This is a genomic window from Dyella sedimenti, assembly GCF_022760995.1.
Classification (GTDB): domain Bacteria; phylum Pseudomonadota; class Gammaproteobacteria; order Xanthomonadales; family Rhodanobacteraceae; genus Dyella; species Dyella sedimenti.
In genome coordinates this window covers 242,334-265,883 of sequence record NZ_JAKWJO010000005.1, presented here as the reverse complement: position 1 = coordinate 265,883, position 23,550 = coordinate 242,334, and the positions used below count along the sequence as shown (strand labels likewise).

Annotated in this window: 20 protein-coding genes and 1 riboswitch; of the genes, 17 read left to right on the top strand and 3 right to left on the bottom strand. The window is 70.2% G+C overall.

Annotated elements, in window-relative coordinates; genetic code table 11:
• Window positions 1-23: 23 nt before the first annotated feature.
• Genes MJ605_RS12960 through MJ605_RS12945 form a run of 4 tightly spaced genes read left to right on the top strand, consistent with a single transcriptional unit; the run spans window position 24 to window position 4,512 of the window.
• The gene (locus MJ605_RS12960; protein ID WP_243041937.1) at window positions 24-1,169 is read left to right on the top strand and encodes an NAD(P) transhydrogenase subunit alpha; all 1,146 of its coding nucleotides are present in this window, start codon (window positions 24-26) and stop codon (window positions 1,167-1,169) included.
• The gene (locus tag MJ605_RS12955) at window positions 1,169-1,477 is read left to right on the top strand and encodes an NAD(P) transhydrogenase subunit alpha part 2 (RefSeq protein ID WP_243041936.1); all 309 of its coding nucleotides are present in this window, start codon (window positions 1,169-1,171) and stop codon (window positions 1,475-1,477) included. The genes MJ605_RS12960 and MJ605_RS12955 overlap by 1 nt, the downstream gene beginning before the upstream one ends.
• Before the next feature lie 4 nt (window positions 1,478-1,481).
• Window positions 1,482-2,888, top strand: a complete 1,407-nt coding sequence (locus tag MJ605_RS12950) for an NAD(P)(+) transhydrogenase (Re/Si-specific) subunit beta (RefSeq protein WP_243041935.1) — start codon at window positions 1,482-1,484, stop codon at window positions 2,886-2,888.
• A gap of 52 nt (window positions 2,889-2,940) precedes the next feature.
• Window positions 2,941-4,512: an aldehyde dehydrogenase family protein gene (locus MJ605_RS12945; RefSeq protein ID WP_243041934.1), complete on the top strand. Its 1,572-nt coding sequence runs from the start codon at window positions 2,941-2,943 to the stop codon at window positions 4,510-4,512.
• A 175-nt stretch (window positions 4,513-4,687) separates the two neighbouring features.
• Here MJ605_RS12945 and otsA read toward each other — a convergent pair whose 3' ends face one another.
• The 3 genes from otsA to otsB are packed head-to-tail and all read right to left on the bottom strand — an operon-like array spanning window position 4,688 to window position 8,659.
• Complete coding sequence (gene otsA, locus MJ605_RS12940) at window positions 4,688-6,070, bottom strand: alpha,alpha-trehalose-phosphate synthase (UDP-forming) (protein WP_425601011.1); 1,383 nt, start codon at window positions 6,068-6,070, stop codon at window positions 4,688-4,690.
• A gap of 2 nt (window positions 6,071-6,072) precedes the next feature.
• Window positions 6,073-7,884: a glycoside hydrolase family 15 protein gene (locus MJ605_RS12935; RefSeq protein ID WP_243041932.1), complete on the bottom strand. Its 1,812-nt coding sequence runs from the start codon at window positions 7,882-7,884 to the stop codon at window positions 6,073-6,075.
• Window positions 7,856-8,659 carry a trehalose-phosphatase gene (gene otsB, locus MJ605_RS12930; protein WP_243041931.1) on the bottom strand — a complete coding sequence of 268 codons (804 nt, stop codon included), beginning with the start codon at window positions 8,657-8,659 and terminating at the stop codon, window positions 7,856-7,858. The genes MJ605_RS12935 and otsB overlap by 29 nt, the downstream gene beginning before the upstream one ends.
• 196 nt (window positions 8,660-8,855) lie before the next feature.
• Here otsB and clpB point away from each other — a divergent pair, with 196 nt between their 5' ends.
• From clpB to MJ605_RS12865, 13 genes are all read left to right on the top strand, one after another.
• On the top strand, window positions 8,856-11,438 hold the full coding sequence (gene clpB, locus MJ605_RS12925; RefSeq protein ID WP_243041930.1) for an ATP-dependent chaperone ClpB: 2,583 nt from the start codon (window positions 8,856-8,858) through the stop codon (window positions 11,436-11,438).
• Between the two features lie 332 nt (window positions 11,439-11,770).
• Window positions 11,771-12,013: riboswitch (cobalamin riboswitch) on the top strand.
• 79 nt (window positions 12,014-12,092) lie between these two features.
• On the top strand, window positions 12,093-13,979 hold the full coding sequence (gene btuB, locus MJ605_RS12920; protein ID WP_243041929.1) for a TonB-dependent vitamin B12 receptor: 1,887 nt from the start codon (window positions 12,093-12,095) through the stop codon (window positions 13,977-13,979).
• Window positions 13,980-14,037: 58 nt separating this feature from the next.
• The gene (locus MJ605_RS12915; protein WP_425601010.1) at window positions 14,038-14,619 is read left to right on the top strand and encodes a hypothetical protein; all 582 of its coding nucleotides are present in this window, start codon (window positions 14,038-14,040) and stop codon (window positions 14,617-14,619) included.
• 2 nt (window positions 14,620-14,621) lie between these two features.
• Window positions 14,622-15,224 (top strand): hypothetical protein, encoded by a 603-nt coding sequence (locus tag MJ605_RS12910; RefSeq protein WP_243041928.1) that lies wholly within the window; start codon window positions 14,622-14,624, stop codon window positions 15,222-15,224.
• Window positions 15,221-15,847: a cob(I)yrinic acid a,c-diamide adenosyltransferase gene (gene cobO / locus MJ605_RS12905; RefSeq protein WP_345779536.1), complete on the top strand. Its 627-nt coding sequence runs from the start codon at window positions 15,221-15,223 to the stop codon at window positions 15,845-15,847. The genes MJ605_RS12910 and cobO overlap by 4 nt, the downstream gene beginning before the upstream one ends.
• Window positions 15,848-15,884: 37 nt before the next feature.
• The gene (locus MJ605_RS12900) at window positions 15,885-17,183 is read left to right on the top strand and encodes a cobyrinic acid a,c-diamide synthase CobB (RefSeq protein WP_243041927.1); all 1,299 of its coding nucleotides are present in this window, start codon (window positions 15,885-15,887) and stop codon (window positions 17,181-17,183) included.
• Entirely contained in the window at window positions 17,180-18,106 is a 927-nt protein-coding gene (gene cbiB, locus MJ605_RS12895) for an adenosylcobinamide-phosphate synthase CbiB (RefSeq protein ID WP_425601009.1), read from the top strand. Before MJ605_RS12900 ends, cbiB begins: the two co-directional genes overlap by 4 nt.
• On the top strand, window positions 18,099-19,094 hold the full coding sequence (gene cobD, locus MJ605_RS12890; RefSeq protein WP_243041926.1) for a threonine-phosphate decarboxylase CobD: 996 nt from the start codon (window positions 18,099-18,101) through the stop codon (window positions 19,092-19,094). Before cbiB ends, cobD begins: the two co-directional genes overlap by 8 nt.
• Window positions 19,091-20,572, top strand: coding sequence for a cobyric acid synthase (locus MJ605_RS12885; RefSeq protein ID WP_243041925.1), 1,482 nt, complete (start codon window positions 19,091-19,093; stop codon window positions 20,570-20,572). Before cobD ends, MJ605_RS12885 begins: the two co-directional genes overlap by 4 nt.
• Window positions 20,560-21,081, top strand: coding sequence for a bifunctional adenosylcobinamide kinase/adenosylcobinamide-phosphate guanylyltransferase (gene cobU / locus MJ605_RS12880; protein WP_243041924.1), 522 nt, complete (start codon window positions 20,560-20,562; stop codon window positions 21,079-21,081). The genes MJ605_RS12885 and cobU overlap by 13 nt, the downstream gene beginning before the upstream one ends.
• Window positions 21,078-22,124: a nicotinate-nucleotide--dimethylbenzimidazole phosphoribosyltransferase gene (gene cobT / locus MJ605_RS12875; RefSeq protein WP_243041923.1), complete on the top strand. Its 1,047-nt coding sequence runs from the start codon at window positions 21,078-21,080 to the stop codon at window positions 22,122-22,124. The genes cobU and cobT overlap by 4 nt, the downstream gene beginning before the upstream one ends.
• Window positions 22,121-22,687, top strand: coding sequence for a histidine phosphatase family protein (locus tag MJ605_RS12870; RefSeq protein WP_243041922.1), 567 nt, complete (start codon window positions 22,121-22,123; stop codon window positions 22,685-22,687). Before cobT ends, MJ605_RS12870 begins: the two co-directional genes overlap by 4 nt.
• The gene (locus MJ605_RS12865; protein ID WP_243041986.1) at window positions 22,684-23,406 is read left to right on the top strand and encodes an adenosylcobinamide-GDP ribazoletransferase; all 723 of its coding nucleotides are present in this window, start codon (window positions 22,684-22,686) and stop codon (window positions 23,404-23,406) included. The genes MJ605_RS12870 and MJ605_RS12865 overlap by 4 nt, the downstream gene beginning before the upstream one ends.
• Window positions 23,407-23,550: the final 144 nt, after the last annotated feature.

The following is a 23,550-nucleotide window of genomic DNA, read 5'->3' as shown; positions in this document are numbered from 1 at the left end:
CCCATCGCGCAAGGTTGTCCCGGATGTCGATCAGGATCGCCGTAGTGAAGGAGACGCGCGCCGGCGAGCGCCGCGTCGCCATGGTTCCCTCGCTGGTGCCCCGCCTGGCCAAGCTCGGCGCGGAACTCTGGGTGCAGGCCGGGGCCGGAGCAGCGGCCCGTTTCGCCGACGCGGACTATGCGCCGGCCCATAGCGAGTCCGATCCCCGGCGCCTGGTGGAGGGAGCCGACGTGGTGCTGGCGGTGCAGGCGCCATCGCCCGATCTCGCCGCCGCGATGAAACCCGGCGCCGTGCTGGCCAGCCTTGTCTACGCCCAGCACGAGCCCGAACTGGTGCGCCGCCTGCGCGACGGGCGCATCAGCGCCTTCGCCATGGAGAACGTGCCACGCATCAGCCGTGCGCAATCGCTGGACGTACTCTCCAGCCAGTCCGCGCTGGCCGGCTACTACGCACCGCTGCTCGGCGCCGTGCACCTGCCGCGCATCCTGCCCATGACCACCACCGCGGTCGGCTCGCTGCGTGCCGCCCGCGTGCTGGTGATGGGGCTGGGCGTGGCCGGCCTGCAGGCGCTGGCCACCGCGCGCCGGCTGGGCGCGGTCACCGAGGGCTACGACGTGCGCCCGGAGACGCGCGAGCAGGCGCAGTCGGTGGGCGCGCGCTTCGTCGACACCGGCATCGACGCGCGCGGCGAGGGCGGCTACGCCCGCGAGCTGACCGCCGAGGAGCAGGCCACCGCGCAATCGGTGCTCACCTCGCACATCCAGCAGGCCGACCTGCTCATCACCACCGCCAACGTGCCCGGGCGCGCCGCGCCCCGGCTGGTCACGCGCGCCCAGATCGACGGCATGAAGCCCGGCTCGGTGATCGTGGACCTGGCCGCCGACAGCGGCGGCAACTGCGAGGGCGCCGTGCCGGGACAGACCGTGGAGGTGGGCCCCATCACCCTGGTGGCGCCGACCAACGTGCCCTCGCGCCTGGCCCAGCACGCCAGCGAGCTGTACGCCAAGAACCTGCTCAACCTGCTGGCCCTGATCGTCAAGGACGGCGCCCTCGCGCTGGACCTGGCGGACGAGGTGGTGGCCGGCACCTTGCTCACCCATGACGGCGCCATCCGCAACGAGGCCGCGCGCCGCCTCGTCGAAGGTACCGAACCGAAGGAATCCGCGTGATGAACCTCGACCTCACGATGGCGTGGCCCATCGCGCTCTACGTTTTCATGCTGGCCGCCTTCACCGGCTACGAAGTGATCGCGCGGGTGCCGTCGATTCTGCATACGCCGCTGATGTCCGGCTCCAACTTCATCCACGGCATCGTGGTAGTGGGCGCGCTGCATGCGCTGTTCAACGCCACCACGCCGCTGGGCCAGGGCATCGGCTTCCTCGGCGTGCTGCTGGGCGCCGGCAACGCGGCGGGCGGCTACGTGGCCACCGACCGCATGCTGGCGATGTTCAAGTCCAGCGCCGCGCGCAAGGACTGATGCCATGCTCGCACTGATCGTGGAGTTGAGCGGCTTCGCGGCCGCCTTGCTGTTCATCCTCGGCCTCAAGCGCATGTCCTCGCCGGCCACGGCGTTGCGCGGCATCGTGCTGGCCGGCATCGGCATGCTGGTGGCGGTGGTCGCCAGCTTCGGCTACCTGGCCATGGCTTCCGAGGCGGCCCGCGCCCACCTGGCGGTGAACCTGGGGCTGGCCCTGCTGGCGTTGGCCCTCGGCATCGGCTGGGCCTGGCGCAGTGCGCGCACGGTGGCGATGACCGCGATGCCGCAGATGGTGGCGCTGTACAACGGCATGGGCGGCGGCGCCGCGGCCGCGCTGGCCGCCGTCGCGCTGGTCGACACGCATCCGGAGGGGCGGCTGGCGCTGGGCGTCACCGTGCTGGGCGCACTGATCGGCGCCGTATCCCTGGCCGGCTCGGTGATCGCCTGGGCCAAGCTGGACGAGCGCATGCGCAGCGCCTGGCGCTTCCGCGGCCAGGGCGCGTTCAACGCGCTGGTGCTGCTGGCCACGTTGCTGCTGGGTCTCTGGCTGGTAGCCGACGCGGCGGCGCCGGGGTGGGGCATCGCGCTGTTCTTCGCCGGCGCGCTGGCCTTCGGCGTGCTGATGACGCTGCCCATCGGCGGCGCCGACATGCCGGTGGTGATCTCGCTGTACAACGCCTTCACCGGCCTGGCGGTGGCGCTGGAAGGCTACGCGCTGCAGAACCCCGCGCTGATGATCGCCGGCATGGTGGTGGGCTCGGCCGGCACCCTGCTCACCGTGCTGATGGCCAAGGCGATGAACCGCTCGCTGGCCAACGTGCTGTTCAGCCGCTTCGGCGAGGTCAAGGCCGGCGCGCAGGGCGAAGTGCACGGCCAGATGAAGGCCGCCGACGCGGCCGACGCGGCGGTGACCATGCGCTATGCCGGCAGCGTGATCATCGTGCCCGGCTACGGCCTGGCGGTGGCCCAGGCGCAGGCCAAGCTCTACGAGTTCGTCAAGCTGCTGCAGGCGGCCGGGGTGGACGTGAAGTTCGCCATCCATCCGGTGGCGGGGCGCATGCCGGGCCACATGAACGTGCTGCTGGCCGAGGCGGGCGTGCCCTACGACCTGATCTTCGACATGGACGACATCAACGAGAGCTTCGCGTCCACCGACGTGGCCCTGGTGATCGGCGCCAACGACGTGGTCAATCCCGCGGCCCGCACCGACAAGCAATCGCCGATCTACGGCATGCCCATCCTCAACGCCGACCAGGCGCACCAGGTCTACGTGATCAAGCGCGGCCAGGGCAAGGGCTACGCCGGCGTGGAGAACCTGCTGTTCTACGGCGACAACTGCAGCATGGTCTACGGCGACGCCCTGGCCGTGCTCAACACGATGGTCCAGTCCATCAAGGAGCTCGGCGCCTGAGGCCTCGCCGCTCCCGGCTACCGCTCCCCCTTCCCTACCCGGAGGCATCACCATGAGCAATAGCACCAAAGAAGCAACCCGTTCCGACGTGGCGGCCGACACCGACTTCACCAGCGCGCTGGACTACGTGCGCACGAAGGGCAAGGTGCCCGCCCGCTATGGCAACTTCATCGGCGGCAAGTGGGTGGCGCCCCTGCAGGGCAAGTACTTCACCGACCATAGCCCGCTCAATGGCGCCGCGCTGGTGGACGTGGCGCATTCGGGCCCGGAGGACGTGGAACTGGCCCTGGACGCGGCCTACAAGGCCAAGGACGGCTGGGCCAGGCTGGCACCGTCCGAGCGTGCCCTGATCCTCAACAAGGTCGCCGACCGCCTGGAGGAGAACCTCGAGCTGCTGGCGATCGCCGAGACGCTGGACAACGGCAAGCCGATCCGCGAGACGCGCGGCGCCGACGTGCCGCTGTCCATCGATCACTTCCGCTACTTCGCCGGCTGCGTGCGCAGCGAGGAAGGCGCGATCTCGGTGATCGACGACAACACCATCGCCTACCACTTCCGCGAGCCGATCGGCGTGGTGGGGCAGATCATCCCCTGGAACTTCCCGCTGCTGATGGCCGCTTGGAAGATCGCCCCGGCGCTGGCCGCCGGCAACTGCACGGTCATCAAGCCGGCCTCGGCCACGCCGCTGACCCTGCTGCTGCTGGCCGAGCTGACCGCCGACCTGCTACCCCCGGGCGTGCTCAACGTGGTGTCCGGCCCCGGCGGTTCGGTGGGCCAGGCGATCGCCGCCAACCCGCGCGTGTACAAGGTGTCCTTCACCGGCGAGACCACCACGGGCCGGCAGATCATGCGCTACGCGGCCGAGCACCTGATCCCGCAGACCATGGAACTGGGCGGCAAGTCGCCCAACGTCTTTCTCGCCGACGTGATGGACCAGGACGACGCCTTCCTCGACAAGGCGCTGGAGGGCTTCGCGCTGTTCGCCTTCAACAAGGGCGAGGTGTGCACCTGTCCGTCGCGCGCGCTGGTGCAGGAATCGATCTACGAGAAGTTCATCGAGAAGGCGGTGGCGCGTGTGGCCGCGATCAAGGTGGGCAACCCGCTGCACCCCGACACCCAGATGGGCCCGCAGGCCTCGCAGGACCAGATCGACAAGATCCTTTCCTATATCGACATCGGCAAGCAGGAGGGCGCCAGGCTGCTGACCGGCGGTGGCCGCTCGCACCTGGGCGGCGACCTGGAGCAGGGCTACTTCCTGCAGCCGACGGTATTCGCCGGCGACAACCGCATGCGCATCTTCCAGGAGGAGATCTTCGGCCCGGTGCTGTCGGTGACCACCTTCAAGGACGAGGCGGACGCCCTGCGCATCGCCAACGACACCGTGTACGGACTGGGCGCGGGCGTGTGGTCGCGCAACGGCACCAAGGCCTACCGGCTGGGGCGCGGCATCCAGGCCGGGCGCGTGTGGACCAACTGCTACCACGTCTATCCGGCGCACGCGGCCTTCGGCGGCTACAAGGAATCGGGCTTCGGCCGCGAAAACCACAAGATGATGCTCGACCACTACCAGCAGACCAAGAACCTGTTGGTGAGCTACGACGAGGCCGCGCGCGGCCTGTTCTGAGCGTGTTTCCCGAGGGGTGGCCGTTTCAGGCACCCCTCGGGCCTTCTCGATCTTTTTGTGGGAGCGCACCCTGTGCGCGACTGACGCATCAGATCAAGTGACCGGTTTGTTCCCGCTGTTTCCTTGGTCGCGCACAGGGTGCGCTCCCACAGTCGGCGCAGGAGTCGCTGGACGCCTACTCGGCCAATCGTCGCAGGAACGCATTGCGCCACGCCGTCACGTCCTGTTTCTCCAGCACGTCCATCATGCGGCGCCAGCGCAGGCGGCGCTCGTACAGTGGCATGGTCAGGGCGATGCCGAGCGCCTCGGCCACTTCCTCCGTATCCGCCGGGTTTACCAGCAGCGCCTGGGTAAGCTCCTGCGCGGCGCCGGCGAAGCGCGACAGCACCAGCACGCCGGGGTCCTCCGGGTCCTGGCTGGCCACGTACTCCTTGGCCACCAGGTTCATGCCGTCGCGCAGCGGCGTCACCAGACCGACGCGGGCGGCGCGGTAGTAGCCGCTGAGCAGGCTGTGCGGGAAAGAGTTGTTGACGTAGCGGATCGGCACCCAGTCCGGCGCCGCGTACATGCCGTTGATGTGGCCGGCGCTGCGCTCCAGCTCGCGGCGGATCTGCCGGTACTCGGGCACGCCGCCGCGCGAGGGCGGGGCGATCTGCAGGAAGCTGACCTTGCGATGCAGCTGCGGCGAGCGCTCGAGCAGGCGCGCATAGGCCTGGAAGCGCTCGGGCAGGCCCTTGGAATAGTCGAGGCGGTCCACGCCGATGATCAGCGCGCGGCCTTCCAGGCTCTGGCGCAGCTGGTGGATCTCCTCGCGCTCGTCGGCCCGGCGGGCGCTTTCGGCCACTTGTTGCGTGTCGATGCCGATGGGGAATACCTCGGCCCGGAACAGGCGGCCCTCGGGCGTGCGCAGGCGGCCGTCGCGGCGCATGCTGGCGCCCACCTCGTACAGGAAGTATTCCTCCAGCGCCCGGCGGTCGCGCGCCGTGTGCAGGCCGACCAGGTCGTAGTGGGCCAGGGTTTCCATCAGCTCCCGATGGCGCGGCAGGGCGATCAGCAGGCCGGCGGCCGGCAGCGGCGTGTGCAGGAAGAATCCGATGCGGTTGCGCAGGCCACGCTGGCGCAGCATCGCGGCCAGCGGGATCAGGTGGTAGTCGTTGACCCAGACGATGTCGTTAGGCTTGACCAGCGACATCAGGTGCTCGGCGAACAGGTTGTTGACGCGCAGGTAGCCGGCCAGGTGCTTGCGGTCGTAGTCCACCAGGTCGGGCCGGTAGTGCAGCAGCGGCCACAGCGTGCGGTTGGCGAAGCCGTCGTAGAAGTCGTCGTGGTCGGCGCGGGAGAGATCGATGGTGGCGTATTCCACCATGCCGTCCCGGAGCCGGTGCACCTCGCCGCTGTCCTGCCGCACCACCTTGCCGCTCCAGCCGAACCACAGGCCGCCGCGTTCCTGCAGCGCCGCGCGCATCGCCGAGGCCAGTCCGCCCGTCGCGGTCTGTGCCGGCAGCGCCACCCGGTTGGAAACCACCACCAGCCGTCCCTGGGTGTTGCGTCCCACCATCATCACAATGCGTCCTCCCAGCGCCGCGACAGGCGCATGGCGGCCTGGATCAGGCCCACCATCGAATAGGTTTGCGGAAAGTTGCCCCAGTGCTCGCCGGTGGCGGGGGCAATGTCCTCCGACAGCAGGCCGAGCGGATTTCGCTGCGCCAGCATGTGCTCGAACATGACGCGGGCGCGCTCCTTGCGACCCGTGGCGGCCAGCGCCTCGATGTACCAGAAGGTGCAGATGTTGAAGCTGGTTTCCGGCGCGCCGAAGTCGTCGGGGGCGATATAGCGGAACAGGTAGTCGCCGCGCCCCAGCGCCTCGCCGATGGCGTCCACGGTGGCGATGAAGCGCGGGTCCGTCGCGTCGACGAAGCCGATGTCGGCGAGCAGCAGCAGGCTGGCGTCCAGGTGCTCGCCGTCGTAGGCGTCGACGAAGGTGCCGAGCTTCTCGTTCCATGCCCGCGCCTCGATGCGCCCGTGCAGCGCCACCGCCTCGTCGTGCCAGTCGCGGGCGCGCTCGTCCAGTCCCAGTTCGGTGGCGATATGCGCCAGGCGGTCGCAGGCGGCCCAGCACATGGCGGCGGAATAGGTGTGCACGGCGGTGCGCCCGCGGAATTCCCACAGGCCGGCATCGGGCTGCTCGGCCATGCGCAGCGCCATCTCGCCCATGCGTTCGAGGCGGCGGAACGTAAGCTCGTCGCCGGGATGCTCCAGCCGGCGGTCGAAGAAGATCTGCGCCGCGGCCACCACGACCGAGCCGTAGACATCGTTCTGCCGCTGCCGCCACGCGTCGTTGCCGACACGCACCGGCCCCATGCCGCGATAGCCGGCCAGGCTGTCCACCTGGGTCTCGGCCAGCTCGTGCTCGAAGGTGATGCCGAAGACCGGGCCGACCTCGCGCTCGCCGTCGGCGGCGATCAGGTTGAACACATAGCGGATGTATTCCTCCATGCTGCGCGTGGCGCCCAGCCGGTTGAGCGCGCGTACGGTGAAGGCGGCATCGCGCAGCCAGCAGTAGCGGTAGTCCCAGTTGCGTCCCGAGCCGGGCGACTCGGGAATGGAGGTGGTCAGCGCCGCCACGATGGCGCCGGTGGCCTCGTACTGGCACAGCTTGAGGGTGATGGCCGCGCGGATCACCGCCTCCTGCCACTCGTACGGCACGGAGAGGTTGCGCACCCATTCGCGCCAGTAGGCCAGCGTGCGTTCCAGCGTGTGATGGATGAAGTCGGCGGGACTATGGGTGAGCGTTTCATCGGGGCCAAACACGAAATGCGCGGGCCGCTCCAGGATGAAGGGCAGCCCGCGCTCGATCATCGGCGAGGCCACGTCACTGGTCAGCCGCTGCACCACGCCGCTCAGCAGGAAACGGATGTGGTTGCTGCCCGAGGTGGTCAGCGGAACGCTGTCGCCGTAGTCGCACAGTGGCCGCAGCAGCACGCGGATGCGCGGCGCGCCACCGATCGGCCGCACCCGGCGGGCGATCAGCACGGGATGGTAGAAGCGTCCCCGCGTGCGGAAGCGTGGCATGTAGTCCACGAGTTCCACGCCCGCGCCGTGCCGGTCGTACAGCCGTGTCACCAGTACGGCGGTGTTGGGCAGGTAGTGCTGCTCGGCGTGGTCGAAATCTTCCAGGCGGATGGTCCAGTCGCCCCCTTCGCGCCGGGGCGACATCAGCGCACAGAAGCTCGCGTCGCCGTCGAAACGGGGCAGGCAGCACCATACGATGCGGCCGTGGCCATCGATCAGGGCGGCAACGCTGCCGTTGCCGATCACGCCCAGGGCCAGGCTGGCCTGCGCGTCAGGCGTTTCCTCCAGGGGAGTGGGCATGCGAGAGGGCTCCATGCTTGAGTGCGTGCAACACGCGGAACAGCCAGGCCCGCGCCGCGGCGGGCTCGGGCAGCGAGAACCGGGCGAGACTGGGCTCGCGCGCACCCACGCGTATGCTCAGCCCGCTTTCAAGGTTGGCGGTGGCGAAGCCATGCTCGTCCGTGAGGTCGTCACCCACGTAGACGGGCAGGCGCCCTTTGAACGGCCAGCCCGACAGCAGGCTGGCCACGGCCTTGCCCTTGTCCATGCCCTCCGGCTTCAGCTCGATCACCAGGTTGCCCATCTGCATCTCGTAGCCGGCCAGGCTTGGCAACACCGCCTCGACATCGCCGCGCAGGGAGTCGAACTGCTGCGGCGCGGTACGGCAATGCAGGGCCACGGCGATGCCCTTGTCCTCCACCGATACACCGGGCCGGCCGGCGGCGATCGTGCCGGCGAGGTCGCGCACCAGTGAGCGGCGGGCGTGGCCGATGTGCACGCCGCGGTAGCGGCCGTCGGCGCAGCGCAGTTCCAGCCCGTGCAGCCCGGCCATTGCCCATGGCGGATGGTCGAACAGGTCGTCCAGGTCCTCCAGGCTGCGGCCGCTTACCAGCGCGAGAGCGCCATCGAGCGTGCCGTGGAGATCGTCGAGCAGGTCGCGCAGGCGCTTGTCCACGCGCACCTGGTCCGGCCGGTCGGCGAAATCCAGCAGCGTGCCGTCCACGTCGAGGAACAGCGCCCAGCGGTCGTCCACGCCCGGCAAGGGCGGGGCCGGCAGGGTCGGTCGACTGGACATGATGGCGGCGGGGGCAGGGGATAACACGGGGTCGAGCCTAGCAAGGCAAATGTGAAGGCAAGCTATGGATGGGGTCCACAGGCTGAAGATGCGGCACATGGCGGACCGGCCTGGCGCTTGAATCATGCGGTCCCGTCCGCATTTCCCGGGGCAGTGGCGGCACGCCGCCAAATCCTATTGACGAGGGGGATGACCCATGAGGATGGACAAACTCACGTCGCGCTTCCAGCAGGCGCTGGCCGACGCCCAATCCATCGCGGTCGGACGCGACAACAACATGCTCGAGCCGGTGCACGTGATGGCCGCGCTGCTCGACCAGCAGGGCGGCTCCACCGCGCCGCTTCTGACCCAGGCGCAGGTGAACGTGCCCGCGCTGCGCCAGCGCGTCAACGAGCTGGTCGAGCGCCTGCCGCGCGTGAGCGGGCAGGAAGGCAACGTGCACGTCGGCAACGAGCTGACGCGCCTGTTGAACCTCACCGACAAGCTGGCGCAGCAGCGCGGCGACCAGTTCATTGCCAGCGAGCTGTTCGTGCTGGCGGCGCTGGAGGACAAGGGCGAACTCGGCGCCGCGCTGAAGGCCGCCGGCGCCAGCAAGGCCAACGTCGAGGCCGCCATCGACAAGCTGCGCGGCGGCGAGAAGGTGCAGAGCGAGAACGCCGAGGAACAGCGCCAGGCGCTGGAGAAATACTGCATCGACCTCACCGCGCGCGCGGAGAGCGGCAAGCTGGACCCGGTGATCGGCCGCGACGAGGAGATCCGCCGCACCATCCAGGTGTTGCAGCGCCGTACCAAGAACAATCCCGTGCTGATCGGCGAGCCGGGCGTGGGCAAGACCGCCATCGTGGAAGGCCTGGCCCAGCGCATCGTCAAGGGCGAGGTGCCCGAGGGCCTGCGCGACCGTCGCGTGCTCGCGCTGGACATGGGCGCGCTGATCGCCGGCGCCAAGTTCCGCGGCGAGTTCGAGGAGCGCCTCAAGGCCGTGCTCAATGACCTGGCCAAGAACGAGGGCCAGATCATCCTGTTCATCGACGAGCTGCACACCATGGTCGGTGCCGGCAAGGCCGATGGCGCCATGGATGCCGGCAACATGCTCAAGCCGGCGCTGGCGCGCGGCGAGCTGCACTGCATTGGCGCGACCACGCTGGACGAATACCGCAAGTACATCGAGAAGGATGCCGCGCTGGAGCGCCGCTTCCAGAAGGTCTATGTGGGAGAGCCCAGCGTGGAGGACACCATCGCCATCCTACGCGGCCTGAAGGAGCGCTACGCGGTGCACCACGGCGTGGAGATCACCGACCCGGCCATCGTCGCCGCCGCCACGTTGTCCAACCGCTACATTCCCGATCGCCAGCTGCCGGACAAGGCCATCGACCTGATGGACGAGGCCGCCTCGCGCATCCGCATGGAAATCGATTCCAAGCCGGAAGAGCTCGACCGCCTGGAGCGCCGGCTGATCCAGCTGAAGATCCAGCGCGAGATGCTCAAGAAGGAGACCGACGAGGCGTCGAAGAAGCGCCTGGCCGACCTCGATGCCGACATCGAGAAGCAGGAGCGCGAGTTCTCCGACCTCAACGAGGTATGGAAGTCCGAAAAGGCCGCGCTGCAGGGCGCGACCAAGGTGAAGGAACAGATCGAGGCCGCGCGCGTGGAACTGGAAGCCGCGCAGCGCCGGCAGGACTACGCCAAGATGAGCGAGATCCAGTACGGCAGGCTGCCGGAACTGGAAAAGCAGCTCGCCGCTGCGCAGGCCGCCGAGAAGCAGGATTTCAAGCTGGTGCAGGATCGCGTCACCGAGGAGGAGATCGCCGAGGTGGTGTCGCGCTGGACCGGCATCCCGGTCAGCAAGATGCTGGAAGGCGAGCGCGACAAGCTGCTGCACATGGAGGATGCGCTGCACAAGCGCGTGGTCGGCCAGGACGAGGCGGTGCGCGCGGTTTCCGACGCGATCCGACGCGCGCGTGCGGGATTGTCCGATCCCAACCGTCCCTACGGCTCGTTCCTGTTCCTCGGCCCCACCGGCGTAGGCAAGACCGAGCTGTGCAAGGCGCTGGCCGAATTCCTGTTCGACACCCAGGACGCGATGGTGCGCATCGACATGAGCGAGTTCATGGAGAAGCACTCCGTGAGCCGCCTGATCGGCGCGCCCCCGGGCTATGTCGGCTACGAGGAAGGCGGCTACCTGACCGAGGCCGTGCGCCGCCGCCCGTACAGCGTGATCCTGCTGGACGAGGTAGAAAAGGCCCATCCGGATGTGTTCAACATCCTGCTGCAGGTGCTGGACGACGGCCGCCTCACCGATGGCCAGGGCCGCACGGTGGACTTCCGCAACACCGTCATCGTGATGACCTCCAACCTGGGCTCGCAGATGATCCAGGAGCAGGCCGGCGACAGCGAGGCGGACTACGTGCAGATGAAGGCGGCGGTGCTGGGCGTGGTACAGGCGCATTTCCGCCCCGAGTTCATCAACCGCCTGGACGAGCTGGTGGTGTTCCGCCCGCTGGGCAAGAGCCAGATCCGCGCCATCGCGAAGATCCAGCTGGCCTACCTGGAGAAGCGCCTGGCCGAGCGCCAGCTCAAGCTGGAAATCGGCGACAAGGCGCTGGACCTGCTGGGCAACGTCGGCTTCGACCCTGTGTACGGGGCGCGGCCGCTCAAGCGGGCGGTGCAGCAGCAACTGGAGAACCCGCTGGCCAGGGACATCCTGGAGGGGCGCTTCCCGCCGGGGAGCACCGTGGTGGTGGAGGTGGAGCAGGGACGCCTGGTGTTCCGCAGGCAGTGATGCCTGCCCTGCCGATGATGTGATCGGGCGCCCGCGTTGCTGCTGCAGCGCGGGCGCTTGCGTTCTTACGCGGCCCCATGGCTGCCCTTGTTTTTGTAGGAGCGCACCCTGTGCGCGACTTCCTTTCGCCTCATGCTTCGTCATCCCAGCCTTCGCCGGGATGACGAACAAAAGGCGGTCGCGCACAGGGTACGCTCGTACAGAAGGGTAGGGTCTGTGGCAACACCACCAAGGCAAGGGGCCAGCCAAGACCAGGACGGCTGAGCGCCAACAGGCCGCTGCGCCCCCGCGTCCCATCTCCCGGCACGATACCCCCGCCCGCTCCGTCTGCTACCATCCGCCCCGCCTGAGGTGACCGCCGGCCGCAATGCCGGTGGTTGAAACGGGAATCCGGTGCGGCGCCCTGCGCGCCCATTCCGGAGCTGCCCCCGCAACGGTAGGCGAATCGCGATCCCCTGGATCGCCGGAACGACAACAAGCCACTGTGCCATGCGCATGGGAAGGCGTCGTTTGCCGAGGACACGACGACGTCCTGGTTCGCGAGCCCGGAGACCGGCCCCGAGGCACGACCAGACAGGCGGTGGGCCATGTCGTGGATGCCAGGCGCCGCGCGCCCGGCCGCCAAGCTTCCCTCCGCCTGCCCCATCCCCATGCATGCCGCGCGGGCAGGCGCGGTTGAGGAGCATTACCTTGGCTATCCGTTATTCCACGGTGCGTCGTTCCGTCCTGGCAACGGCGCTGTTGTGCGTGCTTTCCCCGGCGTTCGCCGACAGCGCGACCGATCTCGACGGTGTGGTGGTCACCGCCACGCGTACCGCGCAGACCCAGGACCAGACCCTTTCCGCAGTCACGGTGATCGACCGCGCCGACATCGAACGGCTGCAGCCGTCGTCGCTGGCGGATTTGCTGCGTGGCACCCCGGGCATGGCGTTGGCCAATACCGGCGGCCCGGGCAAGGCCACCAGCGTGTTCCTGCGCGGCACCGAATCGGACCACGTGCTGGTGCTGGTCGATGGCGTGAAGATCGGCTCGGCCACCTCGGGCAGCGCGGCGCTGCAGGACATCCCGGTCGAGCAGATCGAGCGCATCGAGATCGTGCGCGGCCCGTTCTCCAGCCTGTACGGCTCGGAGGCGATCGGCGGCGTGATCCAGATCTTCACCCGCCGCCCCGAGGGTGCCTTCGTGCCCAGCTTCATGGTGGGCGTGGGCAGCGACAGCCATCTCACCGGCTCGGCGGGGATCGCCGGCAAGGTGGGCAATGGCTGGTATTCGCTGGAGGCCTCGCATGACCAGACGCACGGCATCAATTCCTGCCGGGTGGGCGCCGCCGAGGCAGGCGCGGCCTGCTTTGCGGACCAGCCGGACAACGACGGCTACCGCAACAATGCGCTGACCCTGCAGGGCGGCTACCGCTTCAACGAGCAGTGGGACGGCGACGTGCGCCTGTTCCGCAGCGAAGGCCACAACGATTACGACGGCACCTTCAGCGACTCGGACGACAGCGCCACCCAGGTGGTGGGCGGACGCCTGCACTATCGTCCCACCCAGGACCTCACCTTCACCCTGAGCCTGGGCACCAGCGGCGATTTCAGCAAGGACTACCTGCACGGCGTCTACGTCGACCGCTTCGATACCCATCGAGACATCGGCTCGCTGCAGGCCGACATCGCGCTGGGCGGCGGGCTGCTCAGCGCGGGCTTCGACTACCAGCGCGACCAGGTGGACAGTTCCACCGACTACGCGGTGGACAGCCGTATCGACCGCGGCACGTTCCTGCAGTGGCAGCAGAGCTTCGGCCGCCAGTCGCTGCAGGCCAGCGTGCGCCGCGACGACAACAGCCAGTTCGGCGGCAAGAACACCGGCAGCGTGCTGTGGGGCTGGGACTTCACCCAGACCCTGCGCCTGACCGCCAGCTACGGCACGGCGTTCAAGGCGCCGACCTTCAACGACCTGTACTACCCGGGCTACGGCAACCCCGACCTGCGGCCGGAGAAGTCGCAGAACATCGAGCTGGGCCTGCGCGGCACCTACGGCTGGGGCTACTGGTCGCTCAACGCGTTCCGCAACAAGGTCGACGACCTGATTACCTACGATGCCTCGACCGGCCTGCCGGGCAACGTCGAGGACGCGCGCATCCGCGGCGCCGAGGGCGTGGTCAGCGGCCACGTGGCCGGCTGGCTGGTGACGGGCACCGCCACCTGGCTGGACCCGCGCGACGAGACCCCGGGCTTCGACCACGGCAACCTGCTGGCCCGCCGCGCGCGGCAGATGGCCCGCGTGGACCTGGACCGCAGCTTCGGCAACTTCAGCGTGGGCGGCAGCTGGTATGTGTCGGGCCGTCGCTATGACGACCTGGACAACCAGCACCCGCTGGGCGGCTACGCGCTGACCGACCTGCGCGTGGCCTATGCGCTCACGCGCGACCTGAAGGTGCAACTGGCGCTCAACAACGCGTTCGGCAAGAACTACGAGACGGCCTGGTACTACAACCAGCCGGGTCGCAACTACATGCTGACCCTGCGCTACCAGCCGGCGCAGTGAACCATACGCGGGGCCGGCATGGCTGGCCCCGCGCCTTCCCTCGACCAGGAGTGACGTGATGAAGATGCCCGCCGGTCCCCGTTTTGCCTTGCTGTCATCGCTGCTCGTGCTGGTGATGGCGGCCACGCGCTTCAAGCATTTCGGCGACGTGCTGCACCTGCCGGATGCCTCGATGGCGGTGTTCTTCCTCGGCGGCCTGTATGTGCGCCGGCATCTCGTGTTCGTGCTGCTGGTGCTGCTGGCCGTGGCGCTGGACTGGGTGTCGATCCGCTATGCCGGCGTCAGCGATTTCTGCGTGACCGCCGCCTACGCCTTCCTGCCGCTGGCCTATGCCGTGCTGTGGTACGCGGGTCGCTGGTACGCGCCGCGCATGCGCGATGGCGTGGGTTCCCTGCTCGGGGCGTTCGGCGTGGCGCTGGTGGCGGCGAGCATGTCCTTCGCCATTTCCAACGGTTCGTTCTACTGGCTGGGCGGGCGCTACGCGCATCCGCACGTGGCCGAGTACGCGGCGCGCCTGTGGCAGTGGGGCCCGCTGTTCGTGCGCACCACGCTGGGCTACGTGGCGGCGGCGCTGGTGGTGCACGCGGCCTGCGCGAGGGTGGCATCCTGGCGTCTCGCCCATGCGCCGGGGAGGGCCTGAGCATGCCGCACCAGATTTCCCCTTTCCCCTGGCGGGGCTGGCCGGCGCAGGTCGCGCTGGGCTTGGCGCTGGTCGTACTGATGGTGTGCACGCGCGGCCAGCACATGGCCAAGGTCAATGCGTTGCCCAGCGCCTCGTGGGCGGTGTTCTTCCTGGCGGGCCTGTGGCTGCGCCCGGTATGGGTGTTCGCGCTGCTGTTCGCGCTGGCCTCGGCGCTGGACTTCGGCAGCCTCGCCGCCGGCACCATCACCGACTGGTGCCTGAGTCCCGCGTACTGGGTGCTGGTTCCCGCCTATGGTTCGCTGTGGCTGGCCGGCCGCCTCTACGCTGGCATGCATCGCGCCGCGTGGTCCACGCTGCCGCGACTGGCCATCGTGCTGGCGGTGGCGGCGTTCATCGCCTACCTGATTTCCGGCGGCGGCTACTACGCCCTGTCGGGACACTACCAGCCGACGCTGGCCGGATTCCTGCCGCGCATCGCGCACTATTACCCGCGCTGGCTCGGCACCATGAGCGGCTACGTGGCGGTAGCGGTCGCCATTGGCGAGGGCTTGCGCTGGTGCGCCGCGCACTGGCCCGCGCCCGCGCAGGAGGCGCGCTCGTGAGCGATACGTCCAGCCATGACGAGGCGGCGGCCGAGGCTCGCCATCGCGAGCGCATGCAGCGCAAGAAGGAACTGGTGGACCGGCGGATCGCCCGCGCCACCATCGAGCGCGGCGTGCTGGTGGTCAATACCGGCAACGGCAAGGGCAAGAGTTCCTCGGGCTTCGGCATGCTGGCGCGCTCGCTCGGCCATGGGTTCCACTGTGGCGTGGTGCAGTTCATCAAGGGCAGCTTCTCCACCGGCGAGGAAGCGTTCTTCCGCCGCTTCCCGGACGAGCTCGACTATCACGTGATGGGCGAGGGCTACACCTGGGAAACCCAGGACAAGGCACGCGACGTCCTGGCGGCGGAAGCGGCCTGGGCGGTGGCGGCGGCGATGCTGGCCGATCCGCGCTACGACTTCGTGCTGCTGGACGAATTGAACATCGCGCTGGTCAAGGGCTATATCGACGTGGCCAGGGTGTGCGATGCATTGCGTGCACGCCCGCCACGGCAGCATGTGGTGGTGACCGGGCGCGGCGCGCCGGATACGCTGGTGGAACTGGCCGATACGGTGACCGAGATGCGGCTGGTCAAGCACGCCTTCCAGGCGGGCATCAAGGCGCAGCAGGGTATCGAGCTGTAACGGGCGGACCCGGCACGCCACACGAGCGGAACCATCGATGAGCGACCTTTCGCGGCATTGTCCCGCCCTGATGGTCTCGGCTCCGGCCTCGGGCCAGGGCAAGACCTCCGTCACCGCCGCGCTGGCGCGCTGGCACGCCCGTCGCGGCAAGCGCGTGCGGGTGTTCAAGACCGGCCCCGACTTCCTCGATCCGATGGTGCTGGAGCGCGCCAGCGGTGCGCCGGTCTACCAGCTCGACCTGTGGATGAACGGCGAGGCGGACGTGCGCGCACGTCTCCACGCGGCGGCCGGCGAGGCGGACCTGATCCTCATCGAGGGCGTGATGGGCCTGTTCGATGGGCGCCTGTCCAGCGCGGATCTCGCGCAGCGCTTCGGCCTGCCGGTGCTGGCGGTGATCGACGGCTCGGCGATGGCGCAGACTTTCGGCGCGCTCGCGCAGGGACTCGCCCATTACCGCGAGGGCCTGCACCTGCACGGCGTGGCGGCCAACCGCGTGGGCAGCGCGTATCACGCGCAGCTGCTGGCCGGCAGCCTGCCGCCTGGCCTGCATTGGCTGGGCGCGTTGCCGCGCGACGAGAAACTCGCGCTGCCGGAGCGCCACCTCGGCCTGGTGGCCGCGCACGAGCTGGACGATATCGACGCGCGCCTGGATGCGCTGGCCGATGCCTGGGAGGCGCATGCCTCGCCGGCGCTGCCGCCGCCGGTGGATTTTCCGGAAGCGGCCCTGGCGCAGGTGCCGCCGCTGCTGCGTGGCCGCCGCATCGCCATCGCGCGCGACGCGGCCTTCTGCTTCCTCTATCCGGCCAACCTCGACGTGCTGCGCGCCGCCGGTGCGGAGCTGCGCTTCTTCGCGCCGCTGGCGGGCGAGCCGCTGCCCGGGTGCGATGCGGCCTGGCTACCGGGTGGTTATCCGGAGTTGCACCTGCCGGCGTTGTCGCGGCAAACGCATCTGCGCGAGGCGCTGCATCGCCATGTCGAGGCCGGCAAGCCGCTGCTGGCCGAATGCGGCGGCCTGCTCTACGCGCTGGAGACGCTGGCCGGGCGCGATGGCCCGGCCTATCCGATGGCGGGCCTGTTGCGAGGTTCCGCCCGCATGCAGGCGAGGTTGAGCGGCCTGGGCCTGCAGTCGGTCGCCGTGCCCGAGGGCGAACTGCGCGGCCACACTTTCCACTACGCCAAGGCTGAACTGGCGCAAGAACCGTTGGCGCTGGCGGCCAATCCCGATGGTGGACCGAGCCGCGAGGCGGTGTACCGGCACCGGCGCCTCACCGCCAGCTTCGTGCATTTTTATTTCCCCTCCGATCCCACGGCGGCGCTGCGGCTGTTCCTGCCATGAGCACGGCGGTCGCCATGCTGCTCGCGCTGGGCCTTGACGCCTGGCTGGGCGAACCGCGACGGGCGCATCCGCTGGTGGGCTTCGGCCGCCTGGCGCAGGCGGTGGAGGGCAAGGTGTATGCCGAGCGGAAGCCGGCCGGCGTGGTGGCCTGGTGCCTCGCGGTGCTGCCGCCGGTCGCGTTGGTCAGCGCAGTGAGCCTGGCCTTGCATGCGGCGTCCGGTTGGCTGGCGGGCGCCTTCGACGCCGTGGTGCTCTATCTCGCGACCGGGCATCGCAGCCTGGCCGAGCACGCCATGCCGGTGGCGCGGGCCCTGCGTGCTGGCGATCTCGATGGCGCGCGCGCCGCCGTGGCGCGCATGGTCAGCCGCGATGCGCCGAGGCTCGACGCCACCCAGGTGGCGGCGGCCGCTACCGAGTCGGTGCTGGAGAACGGCAACGACGCGGTGTTCGGCGCGCTGTTCTGGTTCGCGCTGCTCGGCGCGCCCGGCGCGGTGCTGTACCGGCTGGCCAATACGCTGGACGCGATGTGGGGCTACCGCACGCCGCGCTATGAACGCTTCGGCTGGGCGGCGGCGCGCATCGACGATGCGCTCAACTACCTGCCGGCGCGGCTGGCCGCGCTCAGCTATGCGCTGCTCGGCGATACCGCGCGCGCCTGGCGCTGCTGGCGAACCCAGGCGCCCACCTGGGACAGTCCCAACGCCGGCCCGGTGATGGCCGCCGGTGCCGGCGCGCTGGCGGTGCGCCTGGGGGGCGCCGCGCCCTACGATGGCCATTGGGAAGCACGCCCGGAGCTGGGCGAGGGCGTGCCGCCGGATGCCGAGGCCATCGTGCGCGCGCTGCGGCTGGTGCGCCATGCCGTGCTGCTCTGGCTGGGCGTGTCGTGTGTGGCGGCGCTGCTGTGGAGAACCCTGCATGCTTGAGCACGGAGGGCGCGTGCGCCGCGCCGCGCGCGAATACGATATCGCCGTGGAGTGCTGGCTGGATCTTTCCACCGGCGTCAGCCCCTACGCCTGGCCGGTGCCGGCGATACCGCCCCATGCCTGGCAGCGGCTGCCCGAGGATGACGACGACCTGGTCGAAGCGGCGCGCGCCTACTATGGCGCGCCGCAATTGCTGCCGATCGCCGGCACGCAGGCCGCCATCCAGGCCCTGCCGATGTTGCGGGGGCCATCGCGGGTGGGCGTGATCGCGCCGGGCTACGCCGAGCATGCGCACGCCTGGCGCCGCGCGGGCCACCAGGTGGCGGCGATGCCCGCCGCGACGTTGCTGGATGCCGCATCGGCGCTGGACGTGCTGGTGCTGATCCATCCCAACAATCCCGGCGGCGAATGCTTTGCGCGGGAAACGCTGCTGGCCTGCCATGCCGCGCTGGCCACGCGCTGCGGCTGGCTGGTGGTGGACGAGGCCTTCATGGACGCCACGCCGGACCACAGCCTGTGTCCCGAGAGCGGGCGCGAGGGCCTGGTGGTGCTGCGCTCGGTGGGCAAGTTCTTCGGCCTGGCCGGTGCGCGCGCGGGCTTCGCGTGCGCACCGGCGCCATTGCTGGATGCGCTGCGCGAGCAACTGGGTCCCTGGACGCTGGCCGGGCCCACACGCTATGTCGTGCGGCGTGCGTTGGCCGATCTCGATTGGCAGCGACACGCCCGCGCGTGGCTGCATCGATCCAGCGCCCGGCTGGCGATGTTGCTGGAACGGCACGGCCTGGCCCCGACGGCGGGCAGCGCATTCTTCCAGTGGTGCCGCGACGAGCGCGCGCCGGACTGGCATCGCGCGCTGGCGCGGCAAGGCGTGCTGACGCGCCTGTTCGACGAGCCGCGCAGCCTGCGCTTCGGCCTGCCTGCCGACGATGCCGCGTTCGACCGCCTGGACGCGGCCCTGGCCCGGCTCGGCGTGGCGGCACGGCCATGAGCGCGGGCGTGCTGATGGTGCAGGGCTGTACCTCCGATGCCGGCAAGAGCGCGCTGGTCACCGGCCTGTGCCGCTGGCTGCGCCGGCAGGGCGTGGCGGTGGCGCCGTTCAAGCCACAGAACATGGCGCTCAACTCGGCGGTGACGGTCGACGGCGGCGAAATCGGCCGTGCCCAGGCGGTGCAGGCGCAGGCGGCCGGCGTGCCGCCGCATACCGATTTCAACCCGGTGCTGCTCAAGCCCAACAGCGATACCGGCGCGCAGGTGATCGTGCACGGCCACGCCATCGGCAACATGGACGCGCACCGCTACCACGACTACAAGCGCCTCGCGATGGATGCCGTGCTGGCCTCGCACGAGCGCCTGTGCGGGTGCTACGAGGCAGTGATCGTGGAAGGCGCGGGCAGCCCGGCGGAAATCAACCTGCGCGACCGCGACATCGCCAACATGGGCTACGCCGAGGCGGTGGATTGCCCGGTGGTGCTGATCGCCGACATCGACCGTGGTGGCGTGTTCGCCCATCTGGTCGGCACGCTGGCCCTGCTCTCGGCCAGCGAACGCGAGCGCGTGGCCGGCTTCGTGATCAACCGCTTCCGCGGCGACATGGCGCTGCTGCAGCCGGGACTGGATTGGCTGGAACGCGAGACCGGCAAGCCCGTGCTCGGCGTGCTGCCCTATCTGCATGGCCTGCAGCTGGAGGCGGAGGACGCCTTGCCGCGTGATGTGCATCACAAAACCGCTGCGCGCCTGCGCGTGGTCGTGCCCGCGCTGCCGCGCATCAGCAACCACACCGACGTCGATGCCCTGCGCGCGCATTCCGACGTGGAGCTGGCGTTCGTCGGGCCGGGCAGCCCGCCGCCCGCCTGCGACCTGATCGTCCTGCCGGGTTCCAAGGCCACGCGGGCCGATCTCCGCTGGCTGCGGGACAACGGCTGGGCGTCGTCCATCGCCCGCCACCTGCGTTATGGCGGCAAGCTGGTCGGCATCTGCGGCGGCTTCCAGATGCTGGGGCGCTTCGTGCATGATCCGCAGGGTATCGAGAGTGAGCCGGGCTCGAGCGAGGGACTGGGTTGGTTGGCGATGGAAACCACGCTGGAGGCGCACAAGGCGCTTCGACGCGTGAGTGGGAAACTGGTCCTGGGAGACGTGCGGGTGAGCGGCTATGAAATCCATTGCGGCGTCAGCCGTGGTGATGCCTTGAGGCAGCCTTCAAGCGTGCTCGACGGCGGCCGGCCGGATGGCGCGCTGTCGCCGGACGGGCAGGTGCTGGGCACCTATGTGCACGGCCTGTTCGACGAACCGCAGGCCCTGGCCGCGCTGCTGGCCTGGGCCGGCCTGCGCGAAGCCGCGCCGTTCGACGTGCGCGCCGGGCGGGAGGCCGCCATCGACCGTCTCGCCGATGCGGTGGAGACCCACCTGGACACGGCCGCGCTGCGGCGCCTGCTGTCGATGCGAGGCGAACGCCCATGCGTACCCTGATCCTGGGCGGCGCCCGTTCGGGCAAGAGCGCGCTGGCCGAGCGGCTGGCCGCGGCCACCGAGCACCCGGTGGCCTATATCGCCACCGCGCAGGCGCACGACGAGGAAATGGCCGCGCGCATCGCCCACCACCGCGCCCGCCGCCCCGCCCACTGGCATAGCGTGGAGGAGCCGCTGGCGCTGGCCGATGCGCTGCGCGCCTATGCGCGCCCGGGGGGCTGCGTGTTGGTCGACTGCCTCACCCTGTGGCTGAGCAACCTGCTGGGCGCGGACGATCCCGAGCGCTTTGCGCGCGAGCGCGAGGCGCTGCTCGAGGCGCTGCCCACGCTGCCAGGCCAGGTGCTGCTGGTCAGCAACGAGGTGGGCCTGGGCGTGGTGCCGATGGGCGAGTTGTCGCGCCGCTTCGTCGACGAAGCCGGCCGCCTGCACCAGGCGCTGGCCACCCGGTGCGAGAGAGTGCTGTTTGTCGCGGCGGGCCTGCCGCTAGTTCTCAAAGGAAGTCTTGCATGAGCCTTGATTGGCTGAGTCACCCCTGTCTTGCCGTCGATGTGGAAAGCGCGCGGCGCGCGCGCGAACGCCAGGCGCAACTGACCAAGCCGCCGGGCTCGCTCGGCACCCTGGAGGCGCTGGCGATACGCCTGGCCGGCCTGCAGCGCACCGCGCAGCCCTCCGCGCAGCAGGTGTGGATCAGCGTGTTCGCCGGTGACCATGGCGTGGCGGCGGAGGGCGTGTCGGCCTTCCCGCAGGTGGTGACCGGCGAGATGGTGCGCAACTTCGCCAACGGCGGCGCGGCGATCAGCGTGCTCGCGCGTTCGCTGGGCGCCATGCTGGAAGTGGTGAACCTGGGCACGGTCAACGATCCGGGCGAGCTGCCGCAGGTGCGGCGCGCCATCATCGCCCCGCAGACGCACAACTTCTGCGAGCGGCCGGCGATGGACGACGGACAACTGGCGGCGGCCCTGGGCGCCGGCGCCGACAGTGCCGAGGCCGCGCGCCAGGCGCAGGCGCAGTTGTTCATCGGCGGCGAGATGGGTATCGCCAACACCACCTCGGCGGCGGCGCTGGCCTGCGCGTTGCTGGGCGAATCGCCCGCGGCCCTGGCCGGCGCGGGCACCGGCCTGGATGCCGGGGGCATCCGGCACAAGGCCGAGGTGATCGAGCGCGCCCTGGCCCGCTATCCCGCCGACGACGATCCGCTGGCCTGGCTGGCCCGCGTGGGCGGCTTCGAGATCGCGGCGCTGGCCGGCGCCTATATCGCTTGCGCGCAGCGCGGCATCCCCGTGCTGGTGGATGGCTTCATCACCACCGCCGCGGCGCTGGTGGCGGTGCGCATCAACCCTGGCTGCCGCGACTGGATGCTGTTCGCGCACCGCTCGCGCGAGCGCGGCCATGCCCGCTTGCTGGCCGCGCTCGATGCCGACCCGCTGCTGGATCTCGCCTTGCGGCTGGGCGAGGGCAGCGGCGCGGCCGCCGCCGTGCCCCTGCTGCGGCTTGCCTGCGACCTGCACGCGCGCATGGCCACCTTCGCCCAGGCGGGGGTCAGCGGCGCATGATCGGCAAGCACGTGGGCATCGACCTGCTGCGCCATGGCGACACCGGCCAGCGCAGCTACCGCGGCCAGTTGGACGACGCGCTCAGCCCCCTGGGATGGACCCAGCTGCGCGCGGCGATCTTCGGCCGCAGCTGGGACGCCATCGTGACCTCGCCGTTGCGGCGCTGCGCGGATTTCGCGCACGACCTCGCCAGCGCGCGCCGCGTACCGCTGCGCGTGGACGCGCGACTGGCCGAGTACCACTTCGGCGACTGGCAGGGCGTGCCCATCGATGTGCTGGCCAAGGAGCAGGGCGAGGCGCTGGCGCGTTTCTGGGCCGACCCGGTGGCCTGCCCGCCGCCGGGAGGCGAGCCGTTCGCAGCCTTCCGCGAGCGGCTGTGCGCGGCGCTGAACGAGGTCGCCCTCGCCGCCGTCACGCAGCGCGTGCTGGTGGTGACCCACGGCGGCGCGATCCGCCTGTTGCGCTGCGAGGCGGAAGGGCGCGACTTCGGCGACATGGCCAATATCGAGGTGCCGCACGCATCGCTGCATCCGCTCGACTGGGCCGCGCCGGGCGGCGCCTGATGCGCGCGCTGCTGGCCGCCATCGGTTTCCTGACCCGGCTGCCGGTGCCATCGGGCAGTCTCGATGACTCGGCGCGCTCGGGCCAGCTGGCCTGGTATCCGGTGGTGGGCTTGCTGGTCGGTGCCCTGCTGTGGGGCCTGGCCTGGCTGCTGTCGGGGGCGCCGCCCCTGTTGGCGGCGGCCTTGCTGCTGCTCGGCTGGGTCGCGCTGACCGGCGGGCTGCACCTGGATGGCCTGGCCGACAGCGCGGACGCCTGGGTCGGCGGCATGGGCGACCGCGAGCGCACCCTCGCCATCATGAAGGATCCGCGCAGCGGCCCGATCGGGGTGGCGGCGGTGGTGCTCGTGCTGCTGCTGAAATTCGCCGCGCTGGCCGGCCTGCCGCGTCCGGATGTCGCCCTGTGGCTGGCGCCGCTGCTGGGGCGGGCGGTCCTGACGCTCGCCTTCGTCAGCACGCCCTACGTGCGTAGCGGCGGGCTCGGCAGCGCGCTGGTGGAGGCGCCGCGCGCCGCCTGCGCGCTCGGCATCGTGTTCGCGCTGGCCTTGTGCGCGCTGGCCGGCTGGCGGGGTCTCGGGGCGCTGCTGGCGGTCCTGGCCGTGTTCCTGCCCTGGCGGCTGGCCTGCCGGCGCCGGCTGGGCGGCATGACGGGCGATACCTGTGGAGCCCTGACGGAACTGACCGAGGCCGCGGTGCTGGTGGTGCTGGGGCTGGGGGGCTGAGGGACATGGCCGGAGCTACCCCTCCCAACCCTCCCCTGCACGCAGGGGAGGGAGCCAAGAGCGAGTGTGCTGTTGCTCCTCCCCCTGCGTGCAGGGGGGGGGCTGGGAGGGGGTGCTTGGGCCACGCGAAGGTTTCGAACAGGC